Origin of the sequence: Streptomyces sp. NPDC059080 (assembly GCF_042739975.1) — a bacterium.
GTDB classification, from domain to species: domain Bacteria; phylum Actinomycetota; class Actinomycetes; order Streptomycetales; family Streptomycetaceae; genus Streptomyces; species Streptomyces benahoarensis.
On the sequence record NZ_JBHYGX010000039.1, the window covers coordinates 1 to 19807 of the forward strand.

Consider the following 19807-nt stretch of genomic DNA (forward strand, 5'->3'; position numbering starts at 1 on the left):
CCTCTCCCCCCCGCCGCCCGCCCCCCACGCCCCCCCCCCCCCCCCCACCCGCCAAACCCGGGCCCGCGGGTGGTGAGACATCCCGGACGGTGGGTTTTCGGTGATATGTCGGGAATGCGGTGTGGGTACATCTGCGCGTACGGCGTACGGATCACTTCGTGAACCAGTCGGCCGTAGACCCTTACGTGGCGGCGGAACGCGGCCTACTCTGATCTCTGCTCAAAGGTTACTCGCGAGTCACCAGCAATGTAGCGGGCCCCGGAGGATGCCGTGACGGACACTCACACGCTGATCGACAACCGGCCGCCCTCGGTGGCGAGCCTCTTTCTGGAGCGGGTCGCCGCGACGCCCGACGCGGAGGCGTTCCGTCACCCCGTGCCGCCCGCCTCGGGCGCGGGCCCCGACGGCTGGAAGTCGCTGACCTGGAACGACGCCGCGCAGCGGGTGTATGCCACGGCGGCGGGTCTGATGGCGCTCGGGGTGCGCCCCGAGGAGCGGGTGGCGCTTGCCGCGGCGACCCGGGTCGAGTGGATCCTCGCCGACCTCGGCGTGCTCTGTTCCGGCGCCGCCACCACCACCGTCTACCCCAGCACCAATGCCGAGGAGACCGCCTACATCCTGTCCGACTCCGGCAGCCGGGTGTTGATCGCGGAGGACGCCGCCCAGCTCGACAAGGTCCGCGAACGCCGCGCCGACCTGCCCGACCTGGCCCATGTCGTCGTCATCGAGGAGGCCGACGCGCGCCCGGCCGAGGACGACCCGGAGGGCTGGGTGCTCTCCCTCGCCGATCTGGAGAAGCGTGGTGCCGCCTACCTGGAGGCGCACCCGGACTGCGTCACCGAACGCGTCGCCGCGCTCCGCGCCGACCAGCTCGCCACGCTCATCTACACCTCCGGCACCACCGGCCGCCCCAAGGGCGTACGGCTGGCGCACGACTGCTGGTCGTACATGGCGTGTGCCATCCAGGCCACCGGCATGGTCACCGCGGAGGACGTGCAGTACCTGTGGCTGCCGCTCGCCCACGTCTTCGGCAAGGTGCTGACCGCCGGGCAGATCTCGGTCGGCCATGTCATCGCCGTCGACGGCCGGGTCGACAAGATCATCGAGAATCTGCCGGTGGTCCGGCCGACCTACATGGCGGCCGTCCCGCGCATCTTCGAGAAGGTCTACAACGGCGCCGCCGCCAAGGCACGCGAGGGCGGCGCCGCCAAGTACAAGATCTTCCACTGGGCGGCGGGCGTGGCCCGGGAGTACGCCAAGGTCTCCCAGGACACCTTCCGCCGCACCGGCAACGGCTCCGTCCCCTTCGCGCTCGCCGCCAAGCACAAGGTCGCCGACACGCTCGTCTTCGCCAAGCTGCGCGCGGCGTTCGGCGGACGGCTGCGCGCCGCGGTCTCCGGCTCCGCCGCCCTCGCCCCGGAGATCGGCTACTTCTTCGCCGGTGCCGGGATCCACATCCTGGAGGGCTACGGCCTGACGGAGTCCAGCGCCGCCAGCTTCGTCAACCCGGGCGAGGCGTACCGCACCGGCACGGTCGGCAAGCCGCTGCCCGGCACCGAGGTGAGGATCGCCGAGGACGGCGAGATCCTGCTGCGCGGCCCCGGCATCATGCAGGGCTACCACGGGCTGGACGCCCAGACCGCCGAAGTCCTCGAATCCGACGGCTGGTTCCACACCGGCGACATCGGGGAGCTGTCGGCCGACGGCTATCTGCGGCTCACCGACCGCAAGAAGGACCTGATCAAGACGTCGGGCGGCAAGTACATCGCCCCGGCGGAGGTCGAGGGCCGCTTCAAGGCGGTCTGCCCGTTCATCTCCCACGTCCTGGTGCACGGCGCCAACCGGAACTTCTGCACCGCCCTCATCGCGCTCGACGAGCCGACGCTGCTGACCTGGGCCGGCGAGCACGGCATGGGCGGCCGCCCGTACGCCGAGGTCGTCGCGGACAAGCGGACCCGCGAGCTGATCGACGGCTATGTCGAGCAGGTCAACGAGGGCCTTCAGCGCTGGCAGCAGGTCCGCAAGTTCCGGCTGCTCCCGCGGGACCTGGACATCGAGCACGGCGAGGTCACCCCCAGCCTCAAGGTCAAGCGGCCGGTCGTCGAGCGGGCCTTCAAGGACCTCCTCGACGAGATGTACGCGGGCGCGCGGGAGGCGTGAGGGCGCCCGCCCGGGCGGGCGCCGGGGCGCCGCGCGCCCCCTCGCCCGTCCGGTGACGGACCTGTCCACAGGCCCGCTGCCTGCGTTTCCCGGCCGCTCGCCCGCCGTCCGCGCGCCGTTCCGCGATGACGCGGTGTCGTGGCAAGCGCCCGGTCTGTCACCCTGTCCGTGCGGCACGCGGCGGACGGCCGTGCCGCGCGGGAGGTGCGGGGATGACGACGACTGCGTTAGCGGCGGAGACCGGAGCCGCGGGCCCGGCGGGCGCGGCCGGGACGGACCGCTCCCTCGCGCTGCCGGGCACGGCACGGGCGGCGGCCGACGCCCGCCGCTTCATCCGCGCCACGCTCACCGACTGGGCGGCCCGGCAGACACCGGGTGCGGAGGGGCTGGACGGCAAGGTGACGGACGAAGCGGTGCTGCTGGTCAGTGAGTTGGTGACCAACGCCGTGGTGCACGCCGGTACCGACGTCGACGTCCGCTGCTGCCTCGACGCCGACGGGCCCGGCGGACTGGTCGTCGAGGTGGCGGACCGGCATCCCACCCGGCCCGTGTGCGGGCCGCACCACGGTGAGCTGCCCCGCGGCGCGGGCCACGGCCTGCAGCTGGTCGGCGCGGTCGCCGCCTCCTGGGGCATCACCTACGACCGCGCCGCCAAGACCGTCTGGTTCCGCCTCGCGACCGCCGCGCCGGACCCCGGGCCGGACCGGGCGCCCGGCCATGTACCGGCCGCCCGCACCGCCCCGGACGACGCCCCCGCGGCGTACCGCGGCGCGGACGGCCCTGACGGCCCTGACGGCCCTGACGGCCCTGACGGCCCTGACGGCCCTGACGGCCCTGACGGCCCTGACGGCCCTGACGGCCCTCCCGAGGGCGCGTACCGCCCGGTGCCCGGCCGTGACCCCGCGGACACCGGTGGCGCGTACCCGGACACCGAGGCCCCGGCGGCCGGCCCGCCCGCCGCCGGATACGCCGACGCCGCCTACGGGGCGGGCATCTACAGCGACACCTCCTACGGGTACGCCGCGCCCGACGACGACCCTTCGGGCGCGGCCGCCGAGTGGATCACGCACGGCGCGCCGACCTTCCTCGCCGAGGCGTCCGACCTGCTCTCCGGCCCGCTCGACGCCGACCGCATCGCCTCCCTCGCCGCCCAGCTCGCGGTGCCCCGGCTCGCCGACTGGTGCGCGGTGTGGCTCTACGACGGTGAGGCGGGCGGTCCGGTGCCGGGCGCGGCCGGTGGCGACGAACCGCCGCGCCTCGCCCACGTCTGGCACTCCCGCGAGAGCCGCATCGACCCACTGCGGCTGGCCCTGGAGAAGGCCCCGCCCCCGGCCACCGCCCGCGCCACCGACGGCTCGGCGGTTCCCTGGGCGTGGCCGGAGGGCGCGGACGGGGCGGATCCCGGCGACCCGGCCGTACCGGACGGCCCCGGGGGGCCGAGCACACCGGGCGCGCCGATCGCCGAGGCCGTACCGGACGCCGAGCGTCTGCCGGACGCCCGGCCCGCCGCCGGTGGCGCAGCCCTCGCCTGCCCCCTGATCAGCGGCGGCCTCCGGCTGGGCACGGTGCTGCTCGGGCGGGCCGGGCTGCCGCGCTTCCCCGATGCGGCGGTCGGTCTCTCCGAGGACCTGTGCCGCCGGGTCGCCCGGGCCGTCGCCACCGCACGCGCGTACAGCAGGCAGGAGCGGATCAGCCGGGTCCTCCAGCGGCGGCTGCTGCCGCACGGCCGGGCGCGGGTCCCGGGCGTCGCCTCCGCCGTGGTCTACGAACCGCGCGCGGGTGCCTGGGCGGGCGGCGACTTCTGGGACCTCTTCGACGCGGGCGACGGCCGCTGGTGCTTCGCCCTCGGTGACGTCTGCGGCAGCGGCCCGGAGGCGGCGGCGGTCACCGGGCTGGCCCGGCCGGTGCTGCGGCTGCTGGCCCGCGACGGCTTCGGCGTCGGCGCGGTGCTGGACCGGCTCAACGAGACCATGGCCCGCGAGGCGGCGGACTCCGTCGCCGCGGTGGCCGCCGCCGTCGCCGCCGAGGCCGGGGTGCAGTCCTCCGTCGGCCTGCGCGACGAGGGCGAACAGGCCCGCTTCCTGTCGCTGCTCTACGGCGAGATCGTCCCGCACCCGGACGGCTCCGGCGGCGTCCGCTGCACCCTGGCCAGCGCCGGTCACCCGCTGCCGCTGGTCCTGGGCACCGACGGCACGGTCCGGGTGGTCGCCGCGCCGCAGATGCTGCTGGGCGTGGTCGGCGACGCCACGTACGAGAGCGAGGCGTTCGACCTCGCCCCGGGCGAGACGCTGCTCTGCGTCACCGACGGGGTCACCGAACGCCGCTCCGGCCGCAACCAGTTCGATGACGACGACGGCCTGGCCCGCACCCTCGCCGCCTGCGCGGGCCTGCCCGCGACCGACATCGCCGAACACATCCGCCGCGCCGTCCACGGTTTCTCCCCGACCCCACCCGACGACGACCTCGCCCTCCTCGTCCTCCAGGCCCTCCCGGAGGGACGGACGGAGGGGGAGACGGGGTAGGACGAGCCGTGGGCCCGGGGCGTCGGCTGCGGGGCGCGGGCCCGTGCGGCGGGCGCCTGCCCACCGGCCTGCCCAGCTGCCCGCCGCACCGGCCGCGGCGCCCCGGGCCACCGCCCCGCCCGGGGCGCCCAGGGGCCCGCCCCCGATGCCCGCCGCCCCGCCCGCGCCCGCCCTGCGGGAGCCGGGACGGGCCGCGGCCCCGGCTCGCCCCCGTATGACGGACAATGGACCCCATGCCTTCCGCACTGCCCGATGGGGAGCCGATGCCCGGGGACGGGGCGCTGCCCGCCGCCGCGCTGACCGGCGCCGCCGGCCGCCCGCTCGGTTTCTACCTGCACGTCCCGTACTGCGCGACCCGCTGCGGCTACTGCGACTTCAACACCTACACCGCAAGCGAACTGCGTGGCCCCGGCGGGGCCCTCGCCTCCAGGGAGACCTACGCCGATCACCTCATCGAGGAGATCCGGCTGGCCCGCAAGGTGCTCGGCGACGATCCGCGCCAGGTCGAGACGGTCTTCGTCGGCGGCGGCACCCCGACCCTGCTGCCCGCCGCCGACCTCGGCCGGATGCTGGCCGCGATCCGCGACGAGTTCGGGCTTGCCCCGGGCGCCGAGATCACCACCGAGGCCAACCCGGAGACCGTCGGCCCGCGCTACCTCGCCGAGCTGCGCGAGGGCGGCTTCAACCGCATGTCCTTCGGCATGCAGAGCGCTCGCCCGCACGTCCTGAAGATCCTCGACCGCACCCACACCCCCGGCCGCCCCGAAGCCTGCGTGGCCGAGGCGCGCGCCGCCGGGTTCGGCCACGTCAACCTCGACCTGATCTACGGCACCCCGGGCGAGAGCGACGACGACTGGCGCGCCAGCCTGGACGCCGCCCTCGGCGCCGGCCCCGACCACGTCTCCGCGTACGCCCTGATCGTCGAGGAGGGCACGCAGCTGGCCCGCCGCATCCGCCGCGGCGAGGTCCCGATGACCGACGACGATGTGCACGCCGACCGCTACCTCATCGCCGACGAACGCCTCGCCGCCGCCGGTTTCCGCTGGTACGAGGTCTCCAACTGGGCCACCACCGACGCCGCCCGCTGCCGCCACAACGAGCTGTACTGGACCGGCGCCGACTGGTGGGGCGCCGGCCCCGGCGCCCACAGCCACGTCGGCGGCGTCCGGTGGTGGAACGTCAAGCACCCCGGCGCCTACGCCCAGGCCCTGACCGAGGGCCGCTCCCCGGGCGCCGGCCGCGAACTCCTCGCCGACGAGGACCGCCGCGTCGAACGCATCCTCCTGGAACTGCGCCTCGCCGACGGCTGTCCCCTGGACCTCCTCGCCCCCGCGGGGGCGCGCGCCGCCGCCCGCGCGCTGTCCGACGGCCTCCTGGAGCCGGTCCCGTACGACGCGGGCCGCGCCGTTCTGACACTCCGGGGCCGCCTTCTGGCTGACGCGGTGGTGCGGGATCTGGTGGACTGAGGGTGGACTGATTACCGAAAGAGTGAACCGATGCGGTAGGCCCCCGCGCCTGCCTACGCTCCTCCTAGCCTGTGCCGAAAGACAGAAACGGCGACGGGAAACGGAGGCCATGGAGATGACCGCTGTGGATGAACGCCGGATGACGGAGCTCTTCGAGAACATCGATGTTCCCGAGGGCGTGAAGGTTGAGCTCCTCCGGGGGGAAATCGTGATGATGGCGGGACCGGACCTGGTCCACAACAGGATCGTCCAGGAGGTCATGGACCAGATCCCGCGGAAGCGGTGGGAGCGGCTGCAGACCCAGGACATCGACATCCTGAGCGAGCAGAGCGAGCCGGTGCCCGATCTCGTGGTGCTGGAGAGCGGCGCGGGGCCGGAGTCCGGCCGGCTGCTGCCGTCCGCGGTGGTCACGATGGTGGTCGAGGTGGTCTCCAAGACGAGCGTGGATCGCGATTACGGCATCAAGCGCTCGCTCTACGCCGCGGGCAAGATCCCCGCCTATCTGATCGTCGACCCCATCGTGGGCCACTGCGTCCTGCTCACCGAGCCGTTCGGCAGCGGAGACGAAGCCGACTACGCGGTCCAGCGGATCAGCAAGTTCGGCGAATCGGTGCCGGTGGACGTGCTGGACGTCGAGTTGGAGACCGGTGACTTCGGCATCCTCCCCGGCGTCAGGCCGCACCGCCGACCGTAACGAAGTCGATCAGTTCCTCCACCCGCCCCAGCAGCGCCGGTTCCACGTCCCGGTAGCTGCGGACGCCCGACAGGATCCGCTGCCAGGCGGCGCCGGTGTTCTCCGGCCAGCCCAGCGCCCGGCACACGCCCGTCTTCCAGTCCTGGCCCCGCGGCACGGCCGGCCACGCCGCGATCCTCGCCGACGACGGCTTCACCGCCTCCCATACGTCGATGTACGGATGGCCCACCACGCACACATGCGGATCGGTCACCCCCGCTGCGATCCGCGACTCCTTCGAGCCGGGCACCAGATGGTCGACGAGGACGCCCAGCCGCGCGTCGGGCCCGGGGGAGAAGGCGCGGACGATCTCCGGCAGGTCGTCGATGCCCTCCAGGTACTCCACGACGACGCCCTCGATGCGCAGATCGTCGCCCCACACCCGCTCGACCAGCTCCGCGTCGTGCCGCCCCTCCACGTAGATCCGGCCCGCCCGGGCGACCCGGGCGCGCGCACCGGGCACCGCCAGCGAACCGGACGCCGTCCGCGCCGGACCGCTCCCCGCCGCCCGCTCCCGGGGCCGTACGAGCGTGACGATCTTGCCCTCCAGCACGAAGCCGCGCGGCTCCATCGGGAAGACGCGGAGCTTGCCGAACCGGTCCTCCAGCGTGACCGTCGGCCCCTGCGCCGACTTCTCGCAGCGGATCACCGCCCCGCAGAATCCCGTGGTCACCTCCTCGACCACCAGATCCGCCTCCGCCGCCACCTCGGGCGCGGGCCGCTGCTTCTTCCACGGCGGGGTGAGGTCGGGGCTGTAGCGCTTGCTCTGCATCGTGTCGTCGTGCCTGTTCTGTGACGGGTCGGGTGACGGATACGGGCGCCGGTCAGGCCGGAGGGGCGCCGAAACGGGTGGCGAGCGCGTCGCGCTGGGCGCGGACGAAGGCGGCGTCCACCACGGCGCCGTGCCCGGGGACGTACCGCGCGTCCTCGCCGCCCAGGGCCAGCAGCCGGTCCAGGGCGGCGGGCCACTGCCGTCCGAGGGCGTCGGGCCCGGCGGACGGTGCGCCGGACTCCTCGACGAGGTCGCCGCAGAAGACCACCTCGGGCGCTCCGCCCCGGCCCGGGACGAGGACCGCGAGGTCGTGCGCGGTGTGGCCGGGGCCGACGTTGGCGAGCAGCACCGTCCGGTCGCCGAGGCCGACGGTCAGCTCGCCGTGCACCCCGTGGTGCGGCAGTACCAGGATGTCGGTGGCTTCGGTGGCGGTGTCCGGGTCGATGCCGTGGCGTACCGCGTCCTCCCGGAGCGCATCCCGCCCGCGGGCCATCAGCTCGGCGGTCCCGGCGGCGGCGAAGACCTGCACCCCGGCGAAGGCGGCGGTGCCCAGGACGTGGTCGAAGTGAGGATGGGTCAGCGCGATGTGCGTCACGTCGCGGCCCAGCACCCGGCGGACGGCGAGCCGCAGTTCGGCGCCGTCGCGCAGGGTGGCGCCGGTGTCGACGAGCAGCACGCCGTCCGTCCCCGCGACGACGCCCACCGTCTCGTCCCAGCCCGGCATCCGGCGGCGGGCGATGCCGTCACCGAGCCGTTCCCATCCCGCCTCTTCCCAAGTCGTGCGCATGCCGAGACGCTATCGGTAGCGCGGTGGCGTCGCCCGGTGGACGACGGGGCGTGGTCGGTGTCGCACGCGGGACCCTTGCCCCGCCGGTGCGACCCGGCCGTACACTGGAGCGGTACTGGCACTCGGACCGGCGGAGTGCCAGGTGAGGAAGCCGCAGGACGGCGGGACTGGAGGTGTGCGCGGTGCTCAGTGAACGCAGGCTGGAGGTGCTGCGTGCCATCGTCCAGGACTACGTCGGCACGGAGGAGCCGGTCGGCTCGAAGGCGCTGACCGAGCGCCATCGGCTCGGTGTCTCCCCGGCCACGGTCCGTAACGACATGGCGGTCCTGGAGGAAGAAGGATTCATCGCCCAGCCGCACACCAGCGCGGGCCGGATCCCCACCGACAAGGGCTACCGCCTCTTCGTCGACAAGCTCGCCGGCGTCAAGCCGCTCTCCAGCCCCGAGCGCCGGGCGATCCAGAACTTCCTGGACGGCGCGGTCGACCTCGACGACGTCGTGGGCCGCACGGTCCGGCTGCTGGCCCAGCTGACCCGGCAGGTCGCGGTCGTGCAGTACCCGTCGCTGACGCGGTCCACCGTCCGTCATGTCGAGCTGCTGGCGCTGGCACCGGCGCGGCTGATGCTCGTACTGATCACCGACACCGGACGCGTCGAACAGCGGCTGATCGACTGTCAGGAGCCCTTCGGCGAGGCGTCGTTGGCGGATCTGCGGGCCCGGCTCAACAGCCGGGTCGTGGGCCGCCGGTTCGCGGATGTGCCGCAATTGGTGCAGGATCTTCCGGACTCCTTCGAGCAGGAGGACCGCGGCACGGTCTCGACGGTGCTGTCGGTGCTGCTGGAGACGTTGGTGGAGGAGACCGAGGAGCGGTTGGTGATCGGCGGTACCGCCAATCTCACCCGCTTCGGGCACGACTTCCCGCTGACGATCCGGCCGGTGCTGGAGGCCCTTGAGGAGCATGTGGTGCTGCTCAAACTGCTCGGGGAGGCCAAGGACTCGGGCATGACCGTACGTATCGGGCATGAGAATGCCCACGAAGGACTTGCGTCCACGTCGGTGGTTGCGGTCGGCTACGGTTCGGGCGACGAGGCAGTCGCCAAACTCGGCGTGGTCGGACCGACCCGCATGGACTACCCCGGAACGATGGGAGCGGTACGCGCAGTGGCACGTTACGTCGGACAGATCCTGGCGGAGTCGTAAGTGGCCACGGACTATTACACGGTCCTCGGTGTCGGCCGCGATGCCTCGCAGGACCAGATCAAGAAGGCTTTCCGGCGGCTGGCGCGCGAGCTGCACCCGGATGTGAACCCGGATCCGAAGACCCAGGAGCGGTTCAAGGAGATCAACGCCGCTTACGAGGTGCTGTCGGACGCGCAGAAGAAGCAGGTCTACGACCTCGGCGGCGACCCGCTCTCGCAGGCCGGCGGCGGTGGCGGGGCCGGTGGCTTCGGCGCGGGCTTCGGCAACTTCTCCGACATCATGGACGCGTTCTTCGGCGCCTCCTCGCAGCGCGGTCCGCGCTCGCGGACGCGGCGCGGCCAGGACGCGATGATCCGTCTCGATATCGAGCTGGACGAGGCGGCGTTCGGGACGAGCAAGGAGATCCAGGTCGACACCGCCATCGTGTGCACCACGTGCACCGGTGAGGGCGCGGCCCCCGGCACCTCGGCGCAGACCTGTGACATGTGCCGCGGCCGCGGTGAGGTCTCGCAGGTCACGCGGTCCTTCCTCGGTCAGGTCATGACGTCGCGGCCGTGTCCGCAGTGTCAGGGCTTCGGTACGGTCGTGCCGACGCCGTGCCCGGAGTGCGCCGGTGACGGCCGTATCCGGTCGCGCCGCACGCTGACCGTCAAGATCCCGGCGGGCGTCGACAACGGCACCCGCATCCAGCTCGCGGGCGAGGGCGAGGTCGGCCCCGGCGGCGGTCCCGCCGGTGACCTCTACGTCGAGATCCATGAGCTGCCGCACTCCGTCTTCCAGCGGCGCGGCGACGATCTGCACTGCACGGTCACCATCCCGATGACGGCGGCGTCGCTGGGCACGAAGTGTCCGCTGGAGACGCTGGACGGCCTGGAGGAGATCGACGTCCGGCCCGGTACACAGTCCGGCCAGTCGATCCCGCTGCACCAGCGCGGTGTGACCCATCTGCGGGGCGGCGGCCGCGGCGATCTGATCGTTCACGTCGAGGTGCAGACCCCCTCCAAGCTCGACCCCGAGCAGGAAGAGCTGCTGCGGCGGCTGGCCAAGCTCCGTGGTGAAGAGCGCCCCACGGGCCAGTTTCAACCGGGGCAGCAGGGGCTCTTCTCGCGGTTGAAGGATGCGTTCAACGGGCGGTAGGCGTACCGGCCGGGGGTCCGGGGGTTGTCCCCGGGTGAGCGCAGCCAACCGGGGCAGCAGGGGCTCTTCTCGCGCCTGAAGGATGCGTTCAACGGGCGGTAGACGACCGTAGGTCTACGCGTGTGGGGCCTGGGGATTTCCCCGGGCCCCACGTGCGTTCGGCGGCCGTTGGCCGGTCCCGGTCGGCCGGGGTGCCGGGCGGGTCTGCCCGTTTCGGTGCGGTGCGCGGGGCATGACACGATGTGGCCATGTCCACCGCGCTGACCGCTCTTTGCCGTCATCCGATCGTGCAGGCGCCGATGGCCGGCGGCGGTTCCGGTCCGGAGCTGGCCGCCGCCGTCGGTGAGGCCGGCGGACTCGGCTTCCTCGCCGCCGGGTACAAGACCCCCGACGGCATGTACCAGGAGATCAAGCGGCTGCGCGGGCTGACCGGCCGCCCCTTCGGCGTCAATCTCTTCCTCCCGCAGCCCGAACTCGCGAACACCGCCGCCGTCGAGGTCTACCGCGATCAGCTCGCCGGTGAGGCCGCGTGGTATGAGACCGGGCTCGGCGAGGTCGATCCGTACGGCGGCTCGGATGACAGCTACGAGGCGAAGCTGGCGGTGCTGCGCGAGGACCCGGTGCCGGTGGTGTCGTTCGTCTTCGGCTGCCCCTCCCGCGCGGTGCTCGCCTCGCTGGCCGCGGTCGGGACGTACACCGTCGTCACCGTCACCACGCCGGACGAGGCGCGGGCGGCGCAGGCGGCGGGCGCCGACGCGGTGTGTGCGCAGGGCGTCGAGGCGGGCGGCCATCAGGGCACCCACCGGGACGATCCCCACGCCGACGGCACGAGCGCCCCGCTCGGCCTGCTGTCGCTGATCACGCAGGTCCGCGAGGCGGTGCGGCTGCCGGTCATCGCCGCCGGAGGGCTGATGCGCGGCGCGCAGATCGCCGCGGTGCTCGCCGCCGGTGCCGAGGCGGCACAGCTGGGCACCGCCTTCCTCACCACCCCCGAGTCCGGCGCGCATCCGCTGCACAAGCGGGCGCTGGCCGACCCACTGTTCACCCGCACCGAGCTGACCCGCGCCTTCACCGGGCGCCCGGCCCGGGGCCTGGTCAACCGCTTCCTGCGGGAGCACGGCCCGTACGCCCCGGCCGCGTATCCGGCCGTGCACCATCTGACCGCCGGGCTGCGGAGGGCGGCCGCGCGGACGGGTGACGCGCAGGGCATGGCGCTGTGGGCCGGGCAGGGGCACCGGCTGGCGCGGGAGCTGCCCGCCGGTGCGCTGGTGGCGCTGCTGGCGTCCGAACTGGGCGCGACGCGCGAGGAGTGGAACGGTCACAAGGTGAGGGACGAGGCATGACGGCGCCGGTTTTCGTGGTGGATTCGCTGGCGGGCGCGCGGCCCGGCGGCACGCTGGTGCTGGACGGTCCCGAGGGCCGTCACGCGGTGTCGGTGCGGCGGCTGCGGGCCGGTGAGGACGTGGTGCTGACCGACGGCGCCGGGACCGGCGCGTACGGCACGGTCGCGGCGGTCGAGGGCAAGGACCGGCTGACGGTCGCGGTGGCGGAGGTGCGGACGGAGCCCGCGCCGCCGGTGCGGATCACCGTTGTCCAGGCGCTGCCCAAGGGCGACCGCGGCGAACTGGCGGTGGAGACGATGACGGAGACCGGGGTGGACGCCGTCATCCCCTGGGCGGCGTCGCGGTGTGTCACGCAGTGGCGCGGCGAGCGGGCCGCGAAGTCGCTGGCGAAGTGGCGGGCGACGGCCCGGGAGGCCGGGAAGCAGTCGCGGCGGCTGACGTTCCCCGAGGTGGGCGAGGCGCGGACCACCAAGCAGGTGGCCGAGCTACTGGCGGAGGCCGATTTCGCGGCGGTGCTGCACGAGGAGGGCGCCACCCCGCTGGCCACCGCGGAGCTGCCCGCGTCCGGTTCGGTGGTGCTGGTCGTCGGCCCCGAGGGCGGGGTCGCGCCGGACGAGCTGGCCGCGTTCGAGGCGGCGGGCGCCGCGCCGTACCGCCTGGGCCCGACGGTGCTGCGCACCTCCACGGCGGGTACGGCCGCGACGGCGCTGCTGCTGGGGCGCACCGGCCGTGCGGGTCAGACCAGTTCGGCGGTGAGGGTGATGTTTTTGACGCCCTTCAGCGCCTGGCTGACCGGGCAGTTGGCCTTGGCGTCCAGCGCCGCCGTCTGGAAGTCCGTCTCCGACAGGCCCGGCACGCGCGCCTTGACGGTCAGGGCGATGCCGGTGATGCCCTCGCCCGGCTGGAAGGTCACATCGGCCTGGGTGTCGACGTCCTCGACGGTGTAGCCCTGCCCGGCCAGGCCGTGCGAGAAGGCCATGGAGTAGCAGGCGGAGTGTGCGGCGGCGATCAGCTCCTCCGGGCTGGTGACGCCGTTCGGCTTCTCGGCGCGGGCCGGCCAGTTGATGTCGTAGGTCCCGACCTTGGAGGAGTCCAGGGAGACGGTGCCCTTGCCCTGGAGGAGGGTGCCCTCCCAGTGGGTGGTGGCGGTGCGGGTGGTGGCCATGGTGCGTTAACTCCCGGTTCGTGGGCGAAAAGGGGGCTGTGCGGGGTCAGCTTAGAGGCCGAGCCGTCGCGCGGACGGTCCTCGCGGCCCGCGCCCCGGCGTGGTCGGCCCACCCGGCCGTACGGGGCGCCGGGCCGGTAGCATCCGAGGGCGTACGCACGGTGCGTACGGCGTCCGCCGCGTACGACGGGACGTGACGAGGGCGGCCCACGGCGCGGCCCTCGCGCTCCGGCGGGTGTGGTGGCCGATGACCCGGGAGGAGCCCACCGGTGGCGGGAGAACCGCAGGCCGACTGCCTGTTCTGCAAGATCGTGGCGGGGGAGGTGCCGGCGACCATCGTCCGGGAGTCCGCGACCACCGTTGCCTTCCGCGACATCAACCCCCAGGCGCCGACCCACGTCCTGGTGATCCCCAAGGTGCACTACGCGAACGCCCGGGAGCTGGCCGCCGCCGAACCGGCCATCGCCGGTGACCTGCTGCGCGAGGCGGGCGAGGTGGCCGCCGAGGAGAAGGTCGACGCGACGGGCTACCGCATCGTCTTCAACACCGGCCCCGGCGCCGGGCAGACGGTCTTCCACGCCCATGCGCATCTGCTCGGCGGCCGCGACCTGCAGCGACTGGTCTGACGGGGCGAAGGTCGAAGAGTTGTCCGTACGCGAACTGGTCGTCCTCGGCACCGCCAGCCAGGTGCCGACCCGGCACCGCAACCACAACGGCTATCTGCTGCGCTGGGACGGCGAGGGCCTGCTGTTCGACCCCGGTGAGGGCACCCAGCGGCAGATGCTGCGCGCCGGGGTCGCCGCCCACGACCTCAACCGGCTCTGTGTCACCCACTTCCACGGCGACCACTCGCTGGGTCTTGCCGGGGTGATCCAGCGGATCAACCTCGACCGGGTGCCGCACCCCGTCACCGCGCACTACCCGGCGAGCGGGCAGCGCTTCTTCGACCGGCTGCGCTACTCCACCGCGTACCGCGAGACCGTACGCCTGACGGAGCAGCCGGTCGCGGCGGACGGGGTGCTGGCCACGACCCCGGCGTACACGCTGGAGGCGCGGCTGCTGTCGCATCCGGTCGAGTCGTTCGGCTACCGGCTGGTCGAGCCGGACGCCCGGCGGATGCTGCCGGACCGGCTCGTGGCGCACGGCATCGCCGGGCCCGACGTCGGCCGCCTCCAGCACGCCGGGGAACTGCGCGGGGTGCGCCTCGACGAGGTGAGCGAGGTGCGGCGCGGGCAGCGGTTCGCGTTCGTCATGGACACCCGGCTGTGCGACGGGGTGGACGCGCTGGCCGAAGGGGCGGACCTGCTGGTCATCGAGTCGACCTTCCTCGACGAGGACGTGCAACTGGCAACCGACCACGGCCATCTGACGGCCGGGCAGGCGGCGAAGGTGGCGGCCGGTGCCGGGGTGCGGCACCTCGTCCTGACGCACTTCTCGCAGCGCTACTCCGACCCGGCCGTCTTCGAACGGCAGGCGCGGGAGGCCGGGTTCACCGGCGAGTTGACGGTCGCCCGCGATCTGATGCGGGTGCCGGTGCCCAAGCGGCGCTGAGCGCACGGTGGTTGGGCACCCGGGCGGCTGGGATCTTCCCGTTCGATGTGCCGAGACGCGGTGGGAGTGACCGGCGCCGGTCACTCCCGCGCCCTCAAGGCAGGTAGTACATCGGGTTCGGCAGCTTGAACGTCCGGTCACCGGCGCCGCCGCGCAGATCGCTGTACTGGTCGCCGAAGTTGGCGACGATGTCGTAGCCCAGCGACTCGATGTGCTTGCGGGTCCCGGACTTGTACTCGACGGTGGTGCAGTCCGCGCCGCACGGCAGGTAGGCCGGGGGGTGCTCCTTGTCCTTCAGGTAGACGTGGGCGCGGTCGAGCGGGACGCCGTAGCCGACGTTCTTGAGGTTGCGCACGCTCCACTCCCGCTGGGCCTCCTTGCGCCCGGTGAGGAAGAAGACCTCGGCGCCCTTGGAGTGGGCCCAGTCGACCAGGCGGTCCATGCCGAAGACCGGGTCCATGTCGGTCGAGGCGAGGTAGGCGTCCTGGCTCTTCTCGGTGTAGTGGAAGCCCTCGCGCAGCTCGTAGTTGTACGTCAGCAGCGTGGTGTCGTCCATGTCGAGGACGAGGGCGGGCTTGGCGTGGCCCTTGCCTGCGCGGGCGTCCTGCCGGGCGAGCGCGCGGCTGAGGTAGGCCCGCGCCTTCGCCTCGATGCCGTGGACCTGGCGGGCGTAGTTGCTCGTCGGGGACGCGTAGTGCTCGCCGTCGGCGGTGACGGTGTCGCCGTAGTACGCCTTGATCTTGTCCTGGACGAGGGCGAGGTTGGGGACCTCCTTGTCGGTCCGGGGCACCGAGTGCTCCGCGGTGGCCTGGGCGGCGCCGAACACCGCGGTACCGGCGACGAGCGCGGCGACCGTCGCGGCGCCGGCCCGGGCCCGGCGGGAGCGGAGGGCGGCCGGAAGGCGGCGGGACAGGGAAGAGCGGGGCATGCGCGGCTCCTTCGGGAAGCGGTGGGGGTCCGCGCGGGGTCGCGCGGGTCCGGGGCTGACCTGCCCGGACCAGGTAGATGTAACAGAGGCGCGGCGCGGGATCTACGCGCGGAGATTCAACGATTGGTAAAGAGGGGTGAGTTGGGTGGGGTGGGCGGCGGCATTGCGGCGGCGTTGCGGCGGAGGTGGAGACGGAGGTGGATGCGGGCGCCGGGCGGGTGCGGGGGCGCGCGCCGCTCGACTCCGCGCCCCGGACGCCCCGTTGACGCTTCCGCGCCACCCTTCTAGCCTCCCTTCCCGTCCGTGGACACCGTCCACATACACAGACATGTATCCGCGGGCATGCGTACGTGGACATGCGTACGCGGGCATGCATACGCGGGCATGCATACACGGGCATGCATACACGGACATGCGTACGCGGACATGCGTGGGCGGACATGCATACGTGGAGACGCGTACGCAGAGATGCATGTACGGACATGCGTGACGCCGTCGCCCGGCGGCGTCCCTCTGGAGACAGGAGTGCGTCCCTTGGCCACCACCCGTGCTCACGACCTCACCGTCACCGAGGTCCGGCTCACCCCGATCCTGGTCGCCGACCCGCCGCTCCTGAACACCCAGGGAGTGCACCAGCCGTACACGCCGCGCCTGATCGTCGAGGTGGTCACCGCAGGCGGCGTCACCGGCGTCGGCGAGACGTACGGCGACACCGCCTACCTCGATCTGGCCCGGCCGCTGGCCGACGCCCTGCCCGGCCACCGGGTCACCGATCTGAACGCCCTGCCCGCGCTCGCCGCCCGCGTCTGCGGCGACTCCCCGGACGCCACCGGGCCCGGCGCCGTCGACGCCGCCGGGCTGCGCGGCGTCCGCACCGCCGACAAGCTCCGCCGCTCCGTCGTCTCCGCCGTCGAGGTGGCCTGCCTGGACGCCTGGGGGAAGACGGCGGGCCTGCCCGTCCATGCGCTGCTCGGCGGCAAGGTCCGCGACCGCGTCGACTACAGCGCCTACCTCTTCTACCGCTGGGCCGCGCACCCGGGGGGCCGCGGCGAGGCCGACGACTGGGGCGCGGCCCTCGACCCGGCGGGCGTCGTCGCCCAGGCCCGCCGCCTCGCCGACGCGCACGGCTTCGGCTCGTTCAAGCTCAAGGGCGGCGTCTTCCCGCCCGACGAGGAGATCGCCGCCGTCCGCGCCCTCGCCGCCGCCTTCCCCGGCAAGCCGCTGCGGCTCGACCCCAACGGCGCCTGGTCCGTCGCCACCTCGCTGCGCGTCGCCGCCGCACTCGGCGACACCTTGGAGTACTTGGAGGACCCGGCGGCCGGGACCGGCCCGATGGCCGAGATCGCCGCCGCCCTGCGGGCCGGGGGCGGCGCGCCGCTGCCGCTCGCCACCAACATGTGTGTGACGACGTTCGAGGAGATCCCCGAGGCGTTCACCAGGGGCGCCGTGCAGGTCGTCCTCTCCGACCACCACTACTGGGGCGGACTGCGCGCCACCTGCGAACTCGCCGCGCTCTGCGCCACGTTCGGCGTCGGCCTGTCCATGCACTCCAACACCCATCTGGGCATCAGCCTCGCCGCGATGACGCACGCCGCCGCGGTCGTCCCCCGCCTCGACCACGCCTGCGACACCCACTACCCCTGGCAGACCGAGGACGTCCTCACCGAACGGCTCGCCTTCCGCGACGGCGCCCTGGCAGTGAGCGACGCACCGGGCCTCGGCGTCACCCTCGACCGCGAACGGCTCGCCGCCCTGCACCGCCGCTGGCTCGACGACGACGGCGCGCTCCGCTCCCGCGACGACGCCGCCGCCATGCGTCGCGCCGACCCGGACTGGCGCGTTCCGGCCGTGCCCCGCTGGTGACGGGGGCCGGGCGCACCGGCCCGCGCCCGTTCGCGTACGCCGGATCATGGAATCCGTCCCGGGTACTGCGGACGGCCACCCGCCCCGCGTACGGTGTGGCACGGCTCGGTGGCGGTACGCCACAGTGGTCCCGTACGTGTTCTTTGAGAGGGGCTGTCCCATGGCACAGGAAGTGCGCGGCGTCATCGCGCCGGGGAAGAACGAACCGGTCCGGCTGGAGACCATCGTGGTGCCGGATCCCGGACCCGGCGAGGCCGTGGTGCAGATCCAGGCGTGCGGGGTGTGCCACACCGACCTGCACTACAAGCAGGGCGGTATCAACGACGACTTCCCGTTCCTGCTCGGCCACGAGGCCGCCGGGATCGTGGAGTCCGTCGGCGACGGCGTCACCGATGTCGCGCCCGGCGACTTCGTCATCCTCAACTGGCGTGCGGTGTGCGGCCAGTGCCGGGCCTGTCTGCGCGGCCGCCCGCAGTACTGCTTCGACACGCACAACGCGAAGCAGAAGATGACGCTGACGGACGGTACGGAGCTGACGCCCGCGCTGGGCATCGGCGCCTTCGCCGACAAGACGCTGGTCGCCTCCGGGCAGTGCACCAAGGTCGACCCGTCCGTCTCGCCCGCCGTCGCCGGGCTGCTGGGCTGCGGGGTGATGGCCGGTATCGGCGCGGCCCTCAACACCGGCAACGTCGGGCGCGGTGACACCGTCGCGGTCATCGGCTGCGGTGGTGTGGGTGATGCGGCGGTGGTCGGCGCCCGGCTGGCCGGTGCCGCGAAGATCATTGCGGTGGATGTCGACGACCGGAAGCTGGAGACCGCCCGCACCATGGGCGCCACCCACTCCGTCAACTCCCGCACCACCGACCCGGTCGAGGCGATCCGCGAGCTGACCGGCGGCTTCGGCGCGGACGTCGTCATCGAGGCGGTCGGCCGCCCCGAGACGTACCAGCAGGCGTTCTACGCCCGCGACCTGGCCGGAACGGTCGTCCTCGTCGGCGTCCCCACCCCCGAGATGAAGCTGGAACTCCCGCTGCTCGACGTCTTCGGCCGCGGCGGCTCCCTCAAGTCCTCCTGGTACGGCGACTGCCTGCCGTCCCGCGACTTCCCGATGCTCATCGATCTGCACCAGCAGGGCCGGATCGACCTGAGCGGCTTCGTCACCGAGACCATCGGCATCGACGGCGTCGAGCGGGCCTTCGAGCGGATGCACGCGGGCGATGTGCTGCGTTCGGTGGTGACGCTCTGATGGCCGCGCGCGTCGACCACCTCGTCACCTCCGGCACCTTCTCCCTCGACGGCGGCACCTGGGACGTCGACAACAACGTCTGGATCGTCGGGGACGACGAAGAGGCGCTGGTCATCGACGCCGCCCACGACGCCGACGCCATCCTCGAAGCGCTCGGCGGCCGCACCCTGCGCGCCATCATCTGCACCCACGCGCACAACGACCACATCGACGCGGCCCCCGCCCTCGCGGCCCGTACGGGTGCCCTGATCCATCTGCACCCCGACGACCTGCCGCTGTGGCGGCAGACCCACCCGGGTACCCCGCCCGACCGGGAGCTGGCCGACGGTCAGGTTCTGACCATCGCCGGTACGGACCTGACGGTGCTGCACACCCCGGGCCACGCACCGGGCGCCGTCAGCCTGTACGCACCGGGCCTCGGCACGGTCTTCACCGGCGACACCCTCTTCCAGGGCGGCCCGGGCGCCACCGGCCGGTCGTTCTCCCACTTCCCGACGATCATTGACTCGATCCGCGACCGGCTGCTGACCCTCCCGGCGACGACCGTCGTCCGTACCGGCCACGGCGACACCACCACGATCGAGGACGAGGCACCGCATCTGGAGGAGTGGATCAAGAGGGGGCACTGAGCCCGGAACAGGTGGGCGCCGGGCCCCGCGCTCGGCGCCGGGCCCGGCCCCGTTTCGGGGGCGCGGGGCGCCTGGCCTCGCGCCGTCCGGCCCGCGCCCGGTCTCCGGGCCTCGCGCCGGGCCTCGCGCCGGGCCTCGCGCCGGGCCCCGCGCCCGCCCCGCAGCCGGTCCCGCAGCCGGTCCCGTACCGCCGGGACCTCCCTCACCCCTCCCCGGGGGGGGGGGGCCCGGCGCGCAGGGGGAGGAGCACCCGACCGCACGCGCCAGGGGGGGGGGCGCGGCGGCCGCCCGCGCCCAGACAGCGCG

The 19807-nt window shown here is 73.5% G+C and carries 16 protein-coding genes and 1 pseudogene; 13 read left to right on the forward strand and 4 right to left on the reverse strand.

Annotated features, from left to right (window positions below):
* The first annotated feature begins 270 nt into the window (after positions 1–270).
* From ACFWWQ_RS24175 to ACFWWQ_RS24190, 4 genes are all read left to right on the forward strand, one after another.
* Positions 271–2160 carry an AMP-dependent synthetase/ligase gene (locus tag ACFWWQ_RS24175; RefSeq protein ID WP_384599760.1) on the forward strand — a complete coding sequence of 630 codons (1890 nt, stop codon included), beginning with the start codon at positions 271–273 and terminating at the stop codon, positions 2158–2160.
* 212 nt (positions 2161–2372) lie between these two features.
* Positions 2373–4682 carry a SpoIIE family protein phosphatase gene (locus tag ACFWWQ_RS24180; RefSeq protein ID WP_384599763.1) on the forward strand — a complete coding sequence of 770 codons (2310 nt, stop codon included), beginning with the start codon at positions 2373–2375 and terminating at the stop codon, positions 4680–4682.
* 233 nt (positions 4683–4915) lie between these two features.
* Positions 4916–6148 carry a radical SAM family heme chaperone HemW gene (gene hemW / locus ACFWWQ_RS24185; protein ID WP_384599766.1) on the forward strand — a complete coding sequence of 411 codons (1233 nt, stop codon included), beginning with the start codon at positions 4916–4918 and terminating at the stop codon, positions 6146–6148.
* 115 nt (positions 6149–6263) lie between these two features.
* On the forward strand, positions 6264–6842 hold the full coding sequence (locus ACFWWQ_RS24190) for a Uma2 family endonuclease (RefSeq protein ID WP_384599769.1): 579 nt from the start codon (positions 6264–6266) through the stop codon (positions 6840–6842).
* On the opposite strand, the gene ACFWWQ_RS24195 is transcribed toward ACFWWQ_RS24190, so the two are convergent.
* Together ACFWWQ_RS24195 and ACFWWQ_RS24200 are read right to left on the reverse strand one after the other, a co-directional pair.
* Complete coding sequence (locus ACFWWQ_RS24195) at positions 6820–7653, reverse strand: DUF3097 domain-containing protein (protein WP_384599772.1); 834 nt, start codon at positions 7651–7653, stop codon at positions 6820–6822. The genes ACFWWQ_RS24190 and ACFWWQ_RS24195 overlap by 23 nt on opposite strands.
* Positions 7654–7705: 52 nt before the next feature.
* A complete protein-coding gene (locus tag ACFWWQ_RS24200) occupies positions 7706–8440 on the reverse strand; it encodes an MBL fold metallo-hydrolase (RefSeq protein ID WP_384599775.1) in 735 nt (244 codons plus the stop codon).
* A gap of 182 nt (positions 8441–8622) precedes the next feature.
* Here ACFWWQ_RS24200 and hrcA point away from each other — a divergent pair, with 182 nt between their 5' ends.
* The 4 genes and pseudogenes from hrcA to ACFWWQ_RS24220 form a co-directional block, all read left to right on the forward strand.
* Entirely contained in the window at positions 8623–9639 is a 1017-nt protein-coding gene (hrcA, locus tag ACFWWQ_RS24205) for a heat-inducible transcriptional repressor HrcA (RefSeq protein ID WP_384599778.1), read from the forward strand.
* Positions 9640–10776 (forward strand): molecular chaperone DnaJ, encoded by a 1137-nt coding sequence (gene dnaJ / locus ACFWWQ_RS24210; RefSeq protein ID WP_384599781.1) that lies wholly within the window; start codon positions 9640–9642, stop codon positions 10774–10776. It abuts the gene before it with no gap.
* 248 nt (positions 10777–11024) lie between these two features.
* Entirely contained in the window at positions 11025–12119 is a 1095-nt protein-coding gene (locus tag ACFWWQ_RS24215; protein WP_384599783.1) for a nitronate monooxygenase, read from the forward strand.
* Positions 12116–12850: pseudogene (locus ACFWWQ_RS24220) on the forward strand (16S rRNA (uracil(1498)-N(3))-methyltransferase); the annotation flags it as partial. The gene ACFWWQ_RS24215 and the pseudogene ACFWWQ_RS24220, both read left to right, overlap by 4 nt.
* Positions 12851–12855: 5 nt before the next feature.
* Here ACFWWQ_RS24220 and ACFWWQ_RS24225 read toward each other — a convergent pair.
* The gene (locus ACFWWQ_RS24225; RefSeq protein WP_384599786.1) at positions 12856–13284 is read right to left on the reverse strand and encodes an OsmC family protein; all 429 of its coding nucleotides are present in this window, start codon (positions 13282–13284) and stop codon (positions 12856–12858) included.
* Positions 13285–13553: 269 nt separating this feature from the next.
* On the opposite strand from ACFWWQ_RS24225, the gene ACFWWQ_RS24230 reads away from it, so the two are divergent.
* Together ACFWWQ_RS24230 and ACFWWQ_RS24235 are read left to right on the forward strand one after the other, a co-directional pair.
* A complete protein-coding gene (locus ACFWWQ_RS24230) occupies positions 13554–13910 on the forward strand; it encodes a histidine triad nucleotide-binding protein (RefSeq protein WP_384599789.1) in 357 nt (118 codons plus the stop codon).
* A 19-nt stretch (positions 13911–13929) separates the two neighbouring features.
* Complete coding sequence (locus ACFWWQ_RS24235; protein WP_384599887.1) at positions 13930–14835, forward strand: ribonuclease Z; 906 nt, start codon at positions 13930–13932, stop codon at positions 14833–14835.
* Between the two features lie 94 nt (positions 14836–14929).
* Here the strand turns inward: ACFWWQ_RS24235 and ACFWWQ_RS24240 are convergent, their stop codons facing one another.
* Entirely contained in the window at positions 14930–15763 is an 834-nt protein-coding gene (locus ACFWWQ_RS24240; RefSeq protein WP_384599792.1) for an HAD family acid phosphatase, read from the reverse strand.
* A 534-nt stretch (positions 15764–16297) separates the two neighbouring features.
* Between ACFWWQ_RS24240 and ACFWWQ_RS24245 the strand changes: the two genes are divergently transcribed.
* The 3 genes from ACFWWQ_RS24245 to ACFWWQ_RS24255 all read left to right on the forward strand — a co-directional run bounded on the left by ACFWWQ_RS24245 (position 16298) and on the right by ACFWWQ_RS24255 (position 19501).
* Positions 16298–17626, forward strand: coding sequence for an enolase C-terminal domain-like protein (locus ACFWWQ_RS24245; RefSeq protein ID WP_384599795.1), 1329 nt, complete (start codon positions 16298–16300; stop codon positions 17624–17626).
* A 160-nt stretch (positions 17627–17786) separates the two neighbouring features.
* Complete coding sequence (locus ACFWWQ_RS24250) at positions 17787–18872, forward strand: S-(hydroxymethyl)mycothiol dehydrogenase (protein WP_384599798.1); 1086 nt, start codon at positions 17787–17789, stop codon at positions 18870–18872.
* Positions 18872–19501 carry an MBL fold metallo-hydrolase gene (locus tag ACFWWQ_RS24255; protein WP_384599801.1) on the forward strand — a complete coding sequence of 210 codons (630 nt, stop codon included), beginning with the start codon at positions 18872–18874 and terminating at the stop codon, positions 19499–19501. The genes ACFWWQ_RS24250 and ACFWWQ_RS24255 overlap by 1 nt, the downstream gene beginning before the upstream one ends.
* Positions 19502–19807: the final 306 nt, after the last annotated feature.